Source organism: Flavobacterium algoritolerans (genome assembly GCF_030010385.1).
GTDB lineage: Bacteria > Bacteroidota > Bacteroidia > Flavobacteriales > Flavobacteriaceae > Flavobacterium > Flavobacterium algoritolerans.
The window spans coordinates 82,270-95,041 of sequence record NZ_JASCRZ010000009.1; the positions used below are offsets into that span (position 1 = coordinate 82,270).

General features: G+C 32.2%; 14 protein-coding genes and 1 pseudogene. 7 read left to right on the top strand and 8 right to left on the bottom strand.

Annotated elements, in window-relative coordinates; all coding sequences use genetic code 11:
- Positions 1 to 33: 33 nt before the first annotated feature.
- From QLS65_RS16200 to QLS65_RS15655, 4 genes and pseudogenes are all read right to left on the bottom strand, one after another.
- Positions 34 to 420: pseudogene (locus tag QLS65_RS16200) on the bottom strand (TlpA family protein disulfide reductase); the annotation flags it as partial.
- An 18-nt stretch (positions 421 to 438) separates the two neighbouring features.
- The gene (locus tag QLS65_RS15645) at positions 439 to 1,206 is read right to left on the bottom strand and encodes a DUF4369 domain-containing protein (RefSeq protein WP_282718614.1); all 768 of its coding nucleotides are present in this window, start codon (positions 1,204 to 1,206) and stop codon (positions 439 to 441) included.
- A gap of 305 nt (positions 1,207 to 1,511) precedes the next feature.
- On the bottom strand, positions 1,512 to 1,952 hold the full coding sequence (locus tag QLS65_RS15650; protein WP_099715348.1) for a KTSC domain-containing protein: 441 nt from the start codon (positions 1,950 to 1,952) through the stop codon (positions 1,512 to 1,514).
- 173 nt (positions 1,953 to 2,125) lie between these two features.
- Entirely contained in the window at positions 2,126 to 2,371 is a 246-nt protein-coding gene (locus tag QLS65_RS15655; RefSeq protein WP_035672083.1) for a hypothetical protein, read from the bottom strand.
- Between the two features lie 91 nt (positions 2,372 to 2,462).
- On the opposite strand from QLS65_RS15655, the gene QLS65_RS15660 reads away from it, so the two are divergent.
- On the top strand, positions 2,463 to 3,008 hold the full coding sequence (locus QLS65_RS15660; protein WP_282713380.1) for a hypothetical protein: 546 nt from the start codon (positions 2,463 to 2,465) through the stop codon (positions 3,006 to 3,008).
- A 34-nt stretch (positions 3,009 to 3,042) separates the two neighbouring features.
- Here the strand turns inward: QLS65_RS15660 and QLS65_RS15665 are convergent, their stop codons facing one another.
- Together QLS65_RS15665 and QLS65_RS15670 are read right to left on the bottom strand one after the other, a co-directional pair.
- Complete coding sequence (locus QLS65_RS15665) at positions 3,043 to 3,450, bottom strand: response regulator (RefSeq protein WP_282713379.1); 408 nt, start codon at positions 3,448 to 3,450, stop codon at positions 3,043 to 3,045.
- Entirely contained in the window at positions 3,447 to 6,287 is a 2,841-nt protein-coding gene (locus QLS65_RS15670) for a PAS domain S-box protein (protein WP_282718615.1), read from the bottom strand. The genes QLS65_RS15665 and QLS65_RS15670 overlap by 4 nt, the downstream gene beginning before the upstream one ends.
- A gap of 373 nt (positions 6,288 to 6,660) precedes the next feature.
- On the opposite strand from QLS65_RS15670, the gene QLS65_RS15675 reads away from it, so the two are divergent.
- The 6 genes from QLS65_RS15675 (at position 6,661) to QLS65_RS15700 (ending at position 10,951) form a co-directional block, all read left to right on the top strand.
- Positions 6,661 to 6,813, top strand: a complete 153-nt coding sequence (locus QLS65_RS15675) for a hypothetical protein (RefSeq protein ID WP_282713377.1) — start codon at positions 6,661 to 6,663, stop codon at positions 6,811 to 6,813.
- Between the two features lie 2 nt (positions 6,814 to 6,815).
- Positions 6,816 to 7,046, top strand: a complete 231-nt coding sequence (locus QLS65_RS15680; RefSeq protein WP_282713376.1) for a hypothetical protein — start codon at positions 6,816 to 6,818, stop codon at positions 7,044 to 7,046.
- Positions 7,047 to 7,076: 30 nt separating this feature from the next.
- Positions 7,077 to 7,460, top strand: coding sequence for a YchJ family protein (locus tag QLS65_RS15685; protein ID WP_282713375.1), 384 nt, complete (start codon positions 7,077 to 7,079; stop codon positions 7,458 to 7,460).
- A 107-nt stretch (positions 7,461 to 7,567) separates the two neighbouring features.
- Entirely contained in the window at positions 7,568 to 8,686 is a 1,119-nt protein-coding gene (locus QLS65_RS15690; protein ID WP_282718616.1) for a vWA domain-containing protein, read from the top strand.
- Positions 8,687 to 8,730: 44 nt separating this feature from the next.
- Positions 8,731 to 10,188 (top strand): AAA family ATPase, encoded by a 1,458-nt coding sequence (locus tag QLS65_RS15695; RefSeq protein ID WP_282718617.1) that lies wholly within the window; start codon positions 8,731 to 8,733, stop codon positions 10,186 to 10,188.
- A 169-nt stretch (positions 10,189 to 10,357) separates the two neighbouring features.
- Positions 10,358 to 10,951 carry a 2OG-Fe(II) oxygenase gene (locus tag QLS65_RS15700; protein WP_099715357.1) on the top strand — a complete coding sequence of 198 codons (594 nt, stop codon included), beginning with the start codon at positions 10,358 to 10,360 and terminating at the stop codon, positions 10,949 to 10,951.
- A gap of 5 nt (positions 10,952 to 10,956) precedes the next feature.
- Here the strand turns inward: QLS65_RS15700 and QLS65_RS15705 are convergent, their stop codons facing one another.
- Positions 10,957 to 11,517 (bottom strand): 2'-5' RNA ligase family protein, encoded by a 561-nt coding sequence (locus tag QLS65_RS15705; protein ID WP_282713372.1) that lies wholly within the window; start codon positions 11,515 to 11,517, stop codon positions 10,957 to 10,959.
- Positions 11,518 to 11,527: 10 nt separating this feature from the next.
- Positions 11,528 to 12,670, bottom strand: coding sequence for a saccharopine dehydrogenase family protein (locus QLS65_RS15710; RefSeq protein ID WP_282718618.1), 1,143 nt, complete (start codon positions 12,668 to 12,670; stop codon positions 11,528 to 11,530).
- Positions 12,671 to 12,772 lie beyond the last annotated feature (102 nt).

Sequence of the window (12,772 nt, forward strand, 5' to 3'; positions counted from 1 at the left end):
GGGAGATTTTTTATTTTATAGGTATAAATGCAATTATTTTGCTAGAAGTTCAATAACTTTTGCTCTAAGCGCATCACCTCTTAAATCTTTTGCGACTACATTTCCGGACGCATCCAGAATGAAAGTAGCCGGTATTGATTCTACTTTATATTGAGCAGCTATTGGTTCGTCCCAAAATTTTAAATTTGAAACATGAATCCAAATTAGCTTATCTTTTGCAATAGCATCTTTCCAAGCTTTTGCATCCTTATCTAAAGATACGCCAATTATGTTAAGACCTTTGCTATGTAACTCTTTGTAAATTGCTACAACATTTGGATTTTCTTGTCTACAAGGTCCGCACCATGAAGCCCAAAAATCAACGATTGTAACCTTTCCTAAATTTTCTTTCAGAGAAATTGTTTTCCCTTGAGGATTAGGACCAGAAAAATCTGTTCTTCATTTAGCTTCAGCAGCTGGTGCTGGTGCAACTGGAGCAGCTCCTACAGCTGGCATTTTCAATTCAGCAAGTTTAGCTTTGATCGCAATACCTGGTTTTGTTTTTTTCAATGACTCTTCTAAGCTGTTGTATAATTTTTCAGATTTTGCAACATCAGCAGTTGGATCATTTAACATACCTTGGATAATCAAAGCAGAAATGAATGCTTTAGGATGTGTTTCAGCATAAGTTACATATTTAGCTTTTGAAGCTACACCAACTTCTTCTTGAATTTTAGAAAATTCTTGCATCAACTTATTGATAACAACTGTATCTTTAGTTTGTTGAGCAGTTTCCATAGCTTTCATGTTCTTGTTTTGGAAATCCATAAGTTTCTTTTGAACTTTAGTGATTTCTTCATTGAATGCTACGTATTCGTCATTGTTATAAGTTCCTGAAACTTTAGATTTTTGGATACTGTCTTTGTTAATGGCGATAGTTACTTCTGCATTTTCTAATATGAAAGGTATTTTTACTTGTGCTCCTTCTAATTGAATTGTGTAGAAAGCAGGTTCTGTTATGGTTCCTTTCATTTCGAATTTACCATTTTCAACCTTTACAGTATCTTTTGGTAACATCATTCCACTCGCATCTTGTGTTTCCAAGATAATTGTTTTACCATTTTCAATTCCTGTTGCAGTCCCCGAAATGATGAATTCATCTTTGCCAACTTTGCTACAAGAAATTAAAACAACAGCAGCCGAAAGTAATAAAATTATTTTTTTCATTATTAATTAGTTAATTAAGTTAAGGTTGCAAAAGTATTTAAAAAATATAAAATACAAATTATTTTGCAACCTAAATTTTTGTTATAATTTTTCATTCTTAATTAGAAGGTATCGTGTATTTTATTTGTAGGTGTTTTGTAAAGTAAATGATGATTCCTTTTATTTTAAATTTTGATTCAAAACGTATATTTTATTATTTTAACTATTTGTTTGTGAGTAAGTTAAATTAAAATAACTCAGAGTTGTGAAATAAAAAAAGCATCCTGATGAAGGATGCTTAGTTGTTTTTTTGATTTTGTAAAAAACTAGTCTTGGTTGATTGTTTTTCTCCAAGTAAAAGAATTTAGGATATGTCTTTTTGCAAATCTTCCAGGAGAATCAGCATTTACCATTTTTACATACGTTGCTTTAGGCACACTAATGTATTCGTAAACACTACCATTTGAAAAGTTGATAATCAATCTACCTTCAACAAATTTATAATCTGTAATGGTAGAAGTTGAGATCGTCTCCGTATATTCTGGCAAATTTTGTTTAATCGTTTCAGGATTGATGCTTACCAAGAAATGGTATGCTTCAATGATTTTTTTACTGTTTTCTTCTGCAGCTTTCAATCCATCTTCATCGCCCTGAAATTTGTCAGGATGCGCTTCTTTCATAGCGTTGCGATAAATCGTTTTCAAATCTTTCAGCTCTGCAGTTTTATCTACATTTAGCAGTTTGCGGTATTCAACTATTTTTTTCATAAATAAGGTAACTACTTGTCTTTTACTATTAAATCAATGTAATTTGATTTCAAAATCGACAAATTTTTTGCAAAGGTACACTTTTTTTTAAATTTTTAGTTTGTGACAAAAAAATATTCAAAAAAAAGAATTTGATTTCTATTTTTTGCTTAAAAAAGTAGGATGCAAAAATATTATTGCTGTGGTTTATTATTGGCTTTATCGAAGTTTTTAGATTTTTTTGGATATTTGTTATAACTGATATCGCTTGGGTTTTCAATTATTGATTTTATTGTAATCCAATCACCAACAGTATGTTTTTGGGCCATTTTATAGTCTAAAAGATATTCACCACAAAAAAAGTTGTTGTTCTCATCTTTTTCCATAATTCCGGTGTAAACACCTTTTTGTAACATTCTTTCTTCAGAAGCTTTGGTCATAATCAATTTATTTTTACTAATTCTACTTGGCAAAGTTAATCAAATATTATTTGTCTTGTTCAATTTTAGACTTTCTGATTACCTTTGTTTAATGGAAAAAATATTTCGTCCCAACCCCAATTCATTCAAAAATACTTTTTGTGTCTTTCACGAAGCGTCTTTGGACAGCATAAAAGGATTAGAACTTCAATATGACAGCAAATCAGGAAGTAAATATTTTTATACTAAAGAGGGAATGTATCGTTTGTCAAATCATTGGGGACGATTGGCGAACAGTAAATGGCGTTTAGAACCATTAGAACCAGAAATCGATTCTAAAATAAAGTTAGGTTTTGCACCTTGGACTAATTTTTATCCTGACAATGCTCTCGATGAATTATATTATTTAGAGGCAAATTATCTAAAGAAAACGGTTAATTATCAGCATAAAAAGAATCCAAATTATGATAATAAAGCCATTCTTAGAACTAGTTTTGAAACCACAAAAAGAATTAAGCAAGTTCGTAATTTATTTACACTTACTTCTTGGGCTAAGTATTTTGATTATGATGATTTGGATGTTTTAAGAAAAAAAATCATATATGAACTAATCTTTACCAATAAATCATTGGAAGAAATTAAAAGAGAATTGAAATAAATGTAAATAATGAATTTATTTAAATAGGTGTCTTTTATTCATTTGAAGTAATTAATTCTAAATCATTCATGGTAACCGGTTTAGACAAGTAGCCTAAAATATCAGAATACGTTTTTGATTTGTTTTTGTCCTCAGTTGCAATAGAAGAACTTACAATATATACGATGATGTTTTTGCTGAATTTAGATTTTAGCTGTCCCATTTTTTCCATGAATTCCCATCCATCCATAATTGGCATATTAATATCCAATAGGATTATATCTGGAAGTACATCAATGTTATCTGGTTTAGTATGTATCGTGTCATACAAAGCATCTATTGCTTCTTTTCCATTTTTGAAAGAAGTAATAGTTGAAAACAATTCTGATCTTTGAATTATTTTATTGATGATGATTTGATAAATTGTATCATCATCGATTACCCAGATTGCTTTTTTTGTCATTGTATATAGATTTTAAATGTTGTTCCTATATTGGGTTCACTTTCCACAGTAATATTTCCTCCCATGGCATCAATTTGATTTTTTGTAATAAATAATCCTATACCTTTTGAATCGGCATTATTAGTAAATGTTTTATACATTCCAAAAATTTTATCGGCATTCTTGACGAGGTCAATCCCAACACCATTGTCTGAAATTTGAAGGATTTTATTTTCGTCGTCATTTATCCATTTAATGATTATTATTGGTTTACGTTCTGGATGACTGTATCTGATGGAGTTAGAAATAATGTTGTAAAGAATACTTTCTAAGTATGCCGGATTATAATTTATCATCACATCATCAGGCATTATAGTAGAAATTGAAACATTTTTTGAATTTATTTGTTCCGAAAGAACACTTTGAACAGTTTCCAGATATTGCTGTAAGTTTAATGATTCTGAAACTAGACCAATATTAGTTCTTATATTGATGACTTCGTTTAAGTGAATCATGGTTTCGTTTAAGGAATTCGAAACAGATTTTAATAATTGGATCATCTCATCTTTTTCTTCCTCAGATTCCGAAGATTCAATCAAGGACATGATAGATGCTATGTTACTGGTATGTGATCTTAAATTGTGTGAAACTATATAGGAAAAGTTAAGCAGTCTTTTGTTTTGTTCGGTCACTAAATTGAAAGAGTCATTTAAATCTTTTTCGGCTTCTTTTGTAGTAGTAATATCAATCATGATGCCACGGAGACTAAGAACTTGGTCATTCTCGGAAATTACATTTACAATATCTCTTAACCAGACAATAGCTCCATTTTTAGCAATCATTCGATATTCAAAATCATGATTTAAATTTTCTTTGGTTTTTAAAGTACAATAATCAATTGTCCACTGTCTGTCTTCCGGATGAATATGGTCTGACCAAAAAGTTTTACTTGCCAGCCATTCTTCTGAGGTGTATCCTAATATTTTTTCGGCTTTTTGACTTATAAAATTAAAGGTAAATGTTTTAGCATCGCATTCCCAAACGATTCCATCAATAGTATTAATTAAGGATTCAATTCTTTGTTGCGATCTAAGAATTATGTTTTCGGATAATTTCCGGTCTGTAATGTCTTCTGTAGAAACTATGATTCTTTCCAGTGAATTTTCATATCCCTGAATTACATTCCATCTTAAATTTACGTCACGATATTCACCATCTTTATTTTTAATTTTGGTGTCAATAATTAATTGTTTTTCACCTTGTGTTATGGCAATCAGTTGTTTTGTAAAATCAGGAATCGAATCTTTATCGATGATTTTTGAAAGATTAGTAATTAATTCGTTTTTAGTTTTGACTTTGTGTAGGCTTAAACACATTGTGTTTACATCAATGATTTTAACTAAATCAATACATTTATAAACTACATCAGGATGCATCTTTAGATAAATCGAAACGGTTTCTGGGGTTTCGTGGATGAGATTTAATTTTTGAAGATATTTTTTAACTTCAGAGAAATCTTCTTCCCAGAGAGGTATTGGTGAGTCTTCAAATAGACTTTTGAATCGGGTTTCACTTTTTGTGATTAATTTTTGAGCTTCTTTTTTTAATGAAATATCTTCAACTATAGAGATATGGGTTGTTACTTTTTTATCTTTTTTAAACAGTGGTGATACAGTAAGATTTATCCAGATAATTGCACCAGCTTTTGTATAATATCGTTTTTCCATAGAATACGCTGCGATTTTTCCATCTCGGAGTTTTTCTAAATTCATTAAATCTTCTTTTAAATCTTCCGGGTGCGTTATCGATTGAAAATTTATCTCTTTCATTTCTTGTTCGGTATACCCCAATAACTTACAATATTGATTATTTATCTCAATAAAATTACCTGTAAATGAATCTATATGAGCTATTCCTACAGCTGCCTGATCAAAAATCGCTTCAAATTTTATTTCAGAATTAAAAAGTTTAGTGGCTTGAATGTTTACGAGAGACTGCAGTTCTTCTGGGATTTTTAATAAAGTATAAATCAAAACACCAAAAAGCGCCGCTAAAATCAGACCTATAATACCTGGAATTATAATCTGCGCGTAAAAATAATTCTGATGTTTAGATATTAAGTATAATTTCCAATCTCCATCAGGAATGGTTGTAGAGATATTGTATTTTTTAGAAAAATCACTTTTGTTGGGCAAGTAAAAAACTTCCTTTTTGGTTATTATGTTTTTCTTTGAAAACTGAAAATAATATTTTGAATCATCGACAGTATTAATTCCTGAAGATTTTAATAAATCGTCTAATTTAATAATTACAGCAGAAAATCCCCAAAAAACATTATTTCTAAAAACGGGAAACCTTCCCACAATTCCCATTCCGCCTTGTTTTAGTTGTAAAGGACCAGCAAAATACATTTTTTGAGTTGCAACGGATTTCAATGCTTCCTCTTTAAGGTGAGGAGCTGCTAAGATATTTAAATTCATAGCTGCTTCATTACCCTTTATAGGATAAATATATTTGATCACACCGTTTGGAACCAATTGAACGGCACTGATGCTATTATTTGATTCCATTAGTTTTTTACCTACATAATCAAAGTTTTCAGGCACCCCTTTATCATTTATAGTTAACGCTAAAGTTAAGGTGGTTGTGTAACAATTTTTTAGAGATTGCTCTAAATTCTGATTAACGATGTGCAGTATATTGTTCATTTCCCGTTGCTCATCTTCTTTTATAAGTTGATATTGCTGATACACTAGAAATCCCACAACATAGCTGAGGAATAAGAACGTGATGAAGCCCGTAGTTTTTGGTTTATTTAAAAACCAACTGATAAATTTAGGGTATTTTTTATTGTCCATTAGTGCTAGTTGGAGGGATAGAAAAAGCTTAATTTTTTAATAAATAAATATATATAAAAATAATAGAACACAACAATAATTTAGTACTATAGTTAAATTATTAGTTTTTAGCCATTTAAAATGTTTGATGTGATTATTCATATTCATTACAGGATCAAAAATTATATAAAAACTAATATTATTAAGAAAAATTATAATGTCTTGTTAAAAAAAACAGAAATAATCAGAGTCAATAGAAAAGAGGTTTAAACCGAGTATTTTCAAAATGTTAAACTCTCCAATTAAAAACAATTTGAATTTCAATAAATAACCCGAACTTTGCAGAGTTCTCAGATTAGATAGTTAATTTGATAATTTTAAAAAAAAAAATGACATGGGTAGAAATAACGAAAGAAATATAAAAAAGCACAATGACAAGTTGCATAAAGCGCAGGACAAAGTAAAACAAGCAGAAATGTTGCGCAAAGAAAAGCTAAAACAAATTACCAAAAAGTTTAACGAGACTAAGGATTTAGAAAATAATTAAAGATGGAAAACAATAAATTTGCGGAGCTAAAAAAAGGTGTTCAGGAAATAATTGATTTGATTGCCAGTAGAAATGTGAGAGAGGCTAATAATAAATTAGTTGATGTCAGTGAAGATTTAGATGAACTGCTGGATTTTGCAGAAGAAGATGAAGATCTAATCGAAATTAGTAAGTATCAGGTACTATTGAATCAATTGCAGCAAAAGATAATTGCACTTGACGGACAAGTGTAATGTATAGCTCTTAATAGTTTTTGATATAAAATGACAAAAATAAAATGCTATTGTGGTTCTCAAAAAAACTTTGATGAATGTTGTGAGCCATTTATTAATGGAACTGAAAAAGCACCAACAACTTTAGAATTAATGCGTTCCCGTTACTCGGCTTACGCAACCCATTCCGCCGATTACCTATTGGCAACAACCCATATTTCAGAGCGAAAATACTATTCGAAATCGGAAATTCTAAATTGGGCAACTTCAAATCAATGGCTTCAATTAGAAATTGTCGCTGCTACAGAGAATACGGTGGAATTCAAAGCTTATTTCTTGGACAACAAACTACAAAAACAAATTCATCACGAATTTTCTACTTTCAAACTCGAAAACGGAAGTTGGTTTTATGTCGACGGAAAATTTTTTGATTAGTTTCTTTTCGAATAAAATCCAGTTTACATCTTGTCTTTATGTTTTTAACTAAAAATTAATAAACGTTTGTATAGACAACATTTTAAAATGATGTAATTTTAAAGTCTATGAAAAATGACAATAAAAAAGGATTTTATTTCAAGCAATACGAAGCCCCATTTCAGTCTCCGTTTGATAAGCTCTTTGGGATTTTCAAAGAATTAATTACACATACTTCGGGAGATTTTGATGAAGCAATCGACTGGTTGCGTGAATTAGACAAAGAATATAAACTCACCGATGAACATTATACTATTGATGATTTTATCGAAGATTTAAAGAAAAAAGGATACATCCGCGATGAACTCAAAGATGATGGAACTTCTGGAATTGGCATTACAGCCAAAACCGAACGTGCCATTCGGCAACAAGCTTTAGATAACATCTTTGGTAACTTAAAACGATCGGGAAGCGGGAATCACAAAACAAAACATTCCGGTAACGGAGATGAGCATACGGGAGAATTTCGGGAATTTCATTTTGGTGACGGACTGGAACGAATTTCTTTGACCGAAAGTTTACGTAATGCCCAAATCAATAATGGAGTTGCCGATTTTATGTTGACCGAAAATGATTTGGTTGTTGAAGAAACCCAATTCAAATCCCAAATGAGTACGGTTTTGATGATTGACATCAGCCACAGTATGATTTTGTATGGTGAAGATAGAATTACACCAGCCAAAAAAGTAGCGATGGCTCTTGCTGAGTTGATTACGACACGTTATCCAAAAGATACTTTAGATATATTAGTTTTTGGAAATGATGCTTGGACGATTGCAATCCGAGATTTGCCGTATCTAAAAGTTGGGCCTTTTCATACCAATACGGTTGCAGGTTTACAATTAGCCATGGATATTCTCCGCAGAAAACGAAATACGAACAAACAAATTTTCATGATTACTGATGGAAAACCAAGTTGTGTTCGTGAAAAAGACGGTTTCTATTATATGAACAGTAATGGACTCGACGAATATATTGTGGATAAATGCTATTCCCAAGCGCAACAAGCAAGAAAATTACACATTCCAATAACAACTTTTATGATTGCCAGCGATCCGTATTTACAGCAATTTGTCGATCGATTTACCGAAGCCAATCAAGGAAAAGCGTTTTACACCGGATTGAAAGGTTTGGGCGAAATGATTTTTCAAGATTATGAAACCAATAGAAAGAAGCGGATAAAATAAACGTCAATTGCAATATCAATATCAATATCAATAAAAAATAATAAATGAATACTATAAAAACACTCGGAGAATTAAAAAAATCAGGTTACGAAAGCAAAACGATCAAAGACGAATTGCGTTCCAACCTAAGAGAAAAAATAAAATCTGGAAAACCAACATTTGAAGGCGTTCACGGTTTTGAGAATACGGTAATTCCTGAATTAGAACGCGCTATTTTGTCTCGTCACAACATCAATTTATTAGGTCTTCGCGGTCAAGCCAAAACAAGATTAGCACGCAAAATGATTGAATTATTGGATGAATACATTCCGTTTGTGACTGGTTCAGAAATTAATGACGACCCTTTACAACCAATTTCGCGTTTTGCTAAAGATATAATTGAGATCAAAGGTGATGAAACTCCAATTTCCTGGTTGCACCGAAGCGATCGTTTTTTTGAAAAATTAGCCACACCAGATGTTACTGTTGCAGATTTAATTGGAGATGTAGATCCTATAAAAGCAGCCAATTTGAAACTGTCTTATGCTGATGATCGTGTGATTCATTTTGGGATGATTCCAAGAGCCAATCGTTGTATTTTTGTAATCAACGAATTGCCTGATTTACAGGCGAGAATTCAAGTAGCGTTGTTTAATATTCTGCAAGAAGGAGATATACAAATTCGTGGTTTCAAATTAAGAATGCCACTTGACATGCAATTTGTTTTCACCGCAAACCCGGAGGATTATACCAATCGTGGCAGTATTGTAACACCATTAAAAGACAGAATAGGTTCCCAAATCTTAACGCATTACCCAGATACAATAAAAATTGCGAGAACTATTACGGAGCAAGAAGCTAAACTGGATGCAGTACAAAATGATATGGTTTACGTTCCTTCTTTGGCAAGGGATTTATTGGAACAAATCAGTTTTGAAGCAAGAGAAAGCGAATACATTGATAACAAAAGTGGCGTGAGTGCCAGATTGAGTATCACGGCTTTTGAGAATTTATTAAGCACCGCAGAAAGAAGAGCCTTGAAGTCTGGAGCAGATAAAACTACATTGCGTTTGTCTGATTTTATGGGAATTATTCCTGCCATTACCGGTAAAGTAGAATTAGTTTATGAAGGAGAGCAGGAAGGAGCGGCCGCTGTGGCGCAGCATTTATTAGGTGATGCCATTCATACTTTTTTCCCTGCTTATTTTCCAAAAATTGAGAAATTAGAGAAACAAGACGAGAAAACACCTTACACAGATGTCATTGAATGGTTTTTTGCTGAAAGTGGTTTCGAATTATTAGATGATTGTTCCGATGAGGAATATGAAAGAATCCTTGGAAGTATTGTGCCTCTTGAAGTTTTAATCAAGAAATACCAACCGCAATTGGAAAAAGAAGATAAATTTTTCATGAAAGAATTTATTCTTTGGGGATTGGTAGAATACAAGAAACTGAGTAAAGACCGTTTCTCCGAAGGCTATCAGTTCAAGGATATTTACGGAAGCTTCATCAGTAAATTATAAGTATTTAAAAGGGTTTGGATTCATTTCTAAACCCTTTTTTCTTATAATTTATTACAATGAAAAGAATGAATTAGAAATAAATAATTTTATTTATTTCATAATCAGTCTCTAACGGTTTTTATTAGTCTACCTTGTCCCGTTGGCCGTCTAAGCAGTCAATAAAACAGACATGGAAAATAGCTTTGAAGCTTTGATTGCTACTTATATTGAAAATAAGGTAGGTATATCCGAACATTTTTTGAGTACCAATTTGGCCAATAATCTAAAACAAAATTTGATTGTTTTGAATCAGAAAAGCCTGTTGATGGAAGCAGGAATTGGCAATTCTGAGAAAGTTTCTTATGATGGCGCGATACGAAGTGATTCTATTTATTGGTTGGATAAAAAGCACAATAACGCATTCGAAAACGAATTTTTTGCGCAAATAGAAGCATTTATTATCTATCTGAACCAAAGCTGTTATGCAGGAATAACGGGTTATGAATTTCATTATTCGTTGTATGAATCGGGTGATTTTTATTTGAAGCATTTGGATCAATTCAAAAACAATCCCAGCCGAAAATACTCTATGATTAGTTATTTAAATAGCAATTGGCAAGAAAGTGACGGTGGCGAATTGCTGATTCATCAAGCAGATAACAATCAAAAAATTGCTCCTACACAAGGAAAAACTGTTTTCTTTAAAAGTGATGAACTGGTTCACGAAGTTTTGCTAACCCAAAATACCAGAATGAGTATTACAGGTTGGTTGAAGAGTGATTAATTTTCCTAAAAAAGTGTTCCCTGTATACCTTGGATTTTTGGATTGTTGTTGAATTTAAAGGAATCAGTTACTACAAACTGTTTTATAGTATCATCAAATTTTCGCAAAACAATAGTATCACATAAAAAAGAAGTGTTTATTGTCGTAAATAAGTGTTTTGCTATTTCAAGATTTTCAGGTTTAAGTTTGCGGCCAATTGACATATGAGGATTACTACTTTTTTCCATTTTTAGGGAACGAAGCGATTGAGTAATTTTTTTCATTATCACTTTTAGCTTGATTTTGGAATCTTCATTGGGAGTAATAACAAAAGCGCCATTGGAATATGAATCAAAATCATTCAGGTAAACTTCAAAAGGTTCAAAAGAATCACATAACAGGTTTAGTTTATTTTTGATAATTTCAATTGAAGCGTCATTAGCTATGAATTCACAAATTGTAATATGAGCCACAGAATTTTTACTGTTAAACCAGCCCACTTCGTCGGCCAATTGTTCTTTCATCGACTTAACTAAAGCTATAACTGCTTCCGAAGGATATATCGCAACAGAATATTGTTTTTCCATACCTTACCATTTATATGTTTCCGTAAACGTTTAAAATATAGTTACCGTTTAAAAAAGATTTTGAATCTATTTGGCTTTGCAAGATAACTCCGTCATGAGGAGTTTCGAGTAATAATTGTGCTGCTTGCGCTAGTGGTGCTGCGGTTGTTGTTTGGATGGCCCTCAATTGATGTTTTCCCACTTTTTGTGGAAGTATGCATTTTGCAATTTCTCGTCTGCGCAAAATTCCTGTTGTATCTTTGCCTTCTACGGCCGCATATAAAACAATTTTGTCATCTTCAATATGTGGAATTACAGCTTCCATTTTTTCTTGTAAACCTTTAATTGCGTCAGCAGTGTTTCCTAAATTAGTAATTTGCTCTTGTATCCAAGCATAATGTCCCGGATGACGTAAGGTTTTGTAATCAAGTGAACAAACCTTTCCAGATAATGCATCAGGCAAATCTGCCGCTCCTCCTGAAGTCAAATCTTCTTCGTAGGTGACTTCATCAATAATAATGTTTTTTCTTTCGGATAAAGAAGGTAAGGTTGTTTTTATAAAGTTTCTAAGTACAATGGTATCTTCCATATATTCGGTAGCTACGCCCACCGGACTCCAAGTAAATCCGTAAAAATGTGGTGCAACGGCATGATTGGTCAGTGCGCCAACTTTAAATTCCAGTTTATCAACTTTATCTACTTCAAAGTCAGTGCAAAACTGTTGAAAAAGACCATTTGCGAGTAAATCTATATAACCTGGGGCTAAACCCGTTTGAAGTATAAACCCGGTGTTGGCATCTTTTGCCAAAGCTATTATTTCTGCTGTTTCTGCTACATATTCCGTCAGATTGGCGTAATGAAGCTTATAATCTTTGGCAAACTGAGCTATTCGTGGTGCTTGGCTACCCGGTAAGCAGTCTAGAATGATATCTCCTTGGTGGAAGATCGCTTTCATTTCATCCGTAAGGTCTTTTTCGGCAAGGTGAAAATCTTGAATAAATCTCGATTTTGTAGTTCCTTCTTGAATCCATTGGGCAACTTTTTTTGCTTTTGAATGGGTTCTGTCACCAATAAAAAGACTAGGAGTTACTTCGCTCCATTCCATCAATAATAAACCTACAGCTTCGGCAATGCCACCGGCTCCGGCTATAATAATAGTGTGATGTTTTTTCATATACTAAAGATACTGTTTTTTCGTGGTTGATCATTTGATTTTTATGGTAATCAGATTGTTTGGGTGTGCAGTTTCTCTGTCAAGGATAGTAAAGAAAAGCCC

What these genes read in the sequence shown, in the direction of transcription:
- QLS65_RS15645 (WP_282718614.1), bottom strand. Translation starts at nt 1,206, where the DNA reads ATGAAAAAAATAATTTTATTACTTTCGGCTGCTGTTGTTTTAATTTCT.
- QLS65_RS15650 (WP_099715348.1), bottom strand. Translation starts at nt 1,952, where the DNA reads ATGAAAAAAATAGTTGAATACCGCAAACTGCTAAATGTAGATAAAACT.
- QLS65_RS15655 (WP_035672083.1), bottom strand. Translation starts at nt 2,371, where the DNA reads ATGACCAAAGCTTCTGAAGAAAGAATGTTACAAAAAGGTGTTTACACC.
- QLS65_RS15660 (WP_282713380.1), top strand. Translation starts at nt 2,463, where the DNA reads ATGGAAAAAATATTTCGTCCCAACCCCAATTCATTCAAAAATACTTTT.
- QLS65_RS15665 (WP_282713379.1), bottom strand. Translation starts at nt 3,450, where the DNA reads ATGACAAAAAAAGCAATCTGGGTAATCGATGATGATACAATTTATCAA.
- QLS65_RS15670 (WP_282718615.1), bottom strand. Translation starts at nt 6,287, where the DNA reads ATGGACAATAAAAAATACCCTAAATTTATCAGTTGGTTTTTAAATAAA.
- QLS65_RS15675 (WP_282713377.1), top strand. Translation starts at nt 6,661, where the DNA reads ATGGGTAGAAATAACGAAAGAAATATAAAAAAGCACAATGACAAGTTG.
- QLS65_RS15680 (WP_282713376.1), top strand. Translation starts at nt 6,816, where the DNA reads ATGGAAAACAATAAATTTGCGGAGCTAAAAAAAGGTGTTCAGGAAATA.
- QLS65_RS15685 (WP_282713375.1), top strand. Translation starts at nt 7,077, where the DNA reads ATGACAAAAATAAAATGCTATTGTGGTTCTCAAAAAAACTTTGATGAA.
- QLS65_RS15690 (WP_282718616.1), top strand. Translation starts at nt 7,568, where the DNA reads ATGAAAAATGACAATAAAAAAGGATTTTATTTCAAGCAATACGAAGCC.
- QLS65_RS15695 (WP_282718617.1), top strand. Translation starts at nt 8,731, where the DNA reads ATGAATACTATAAAAACACTCGGAGAATTAAAAAAATCAGGTTACGAA.
- QLS65_RS15700 (WP_099715357.1), top strand. Translation starts at nt 10,358, where the DNA reads ATGGAAAATAGCTTTGAAGCTTTGATTGCTACTTATATTGAAAATAAG.
- QLS65_RS15705 (WP_282713372.1), bottom strand. Translation starts at nt 11,517, where the DNA reads ATGGAAAAACAATATTCTGTTGCGATATATCCTTCGGAAGCAGTTATA.
- QLS65_RS15710 (WP_282718618.1), bottom strand. Translation starts at nt 12,670, where the DNA reads ATGAAAAAACATCACACTATTATTATAGCCGGAGCCGGTGGCATTGCC.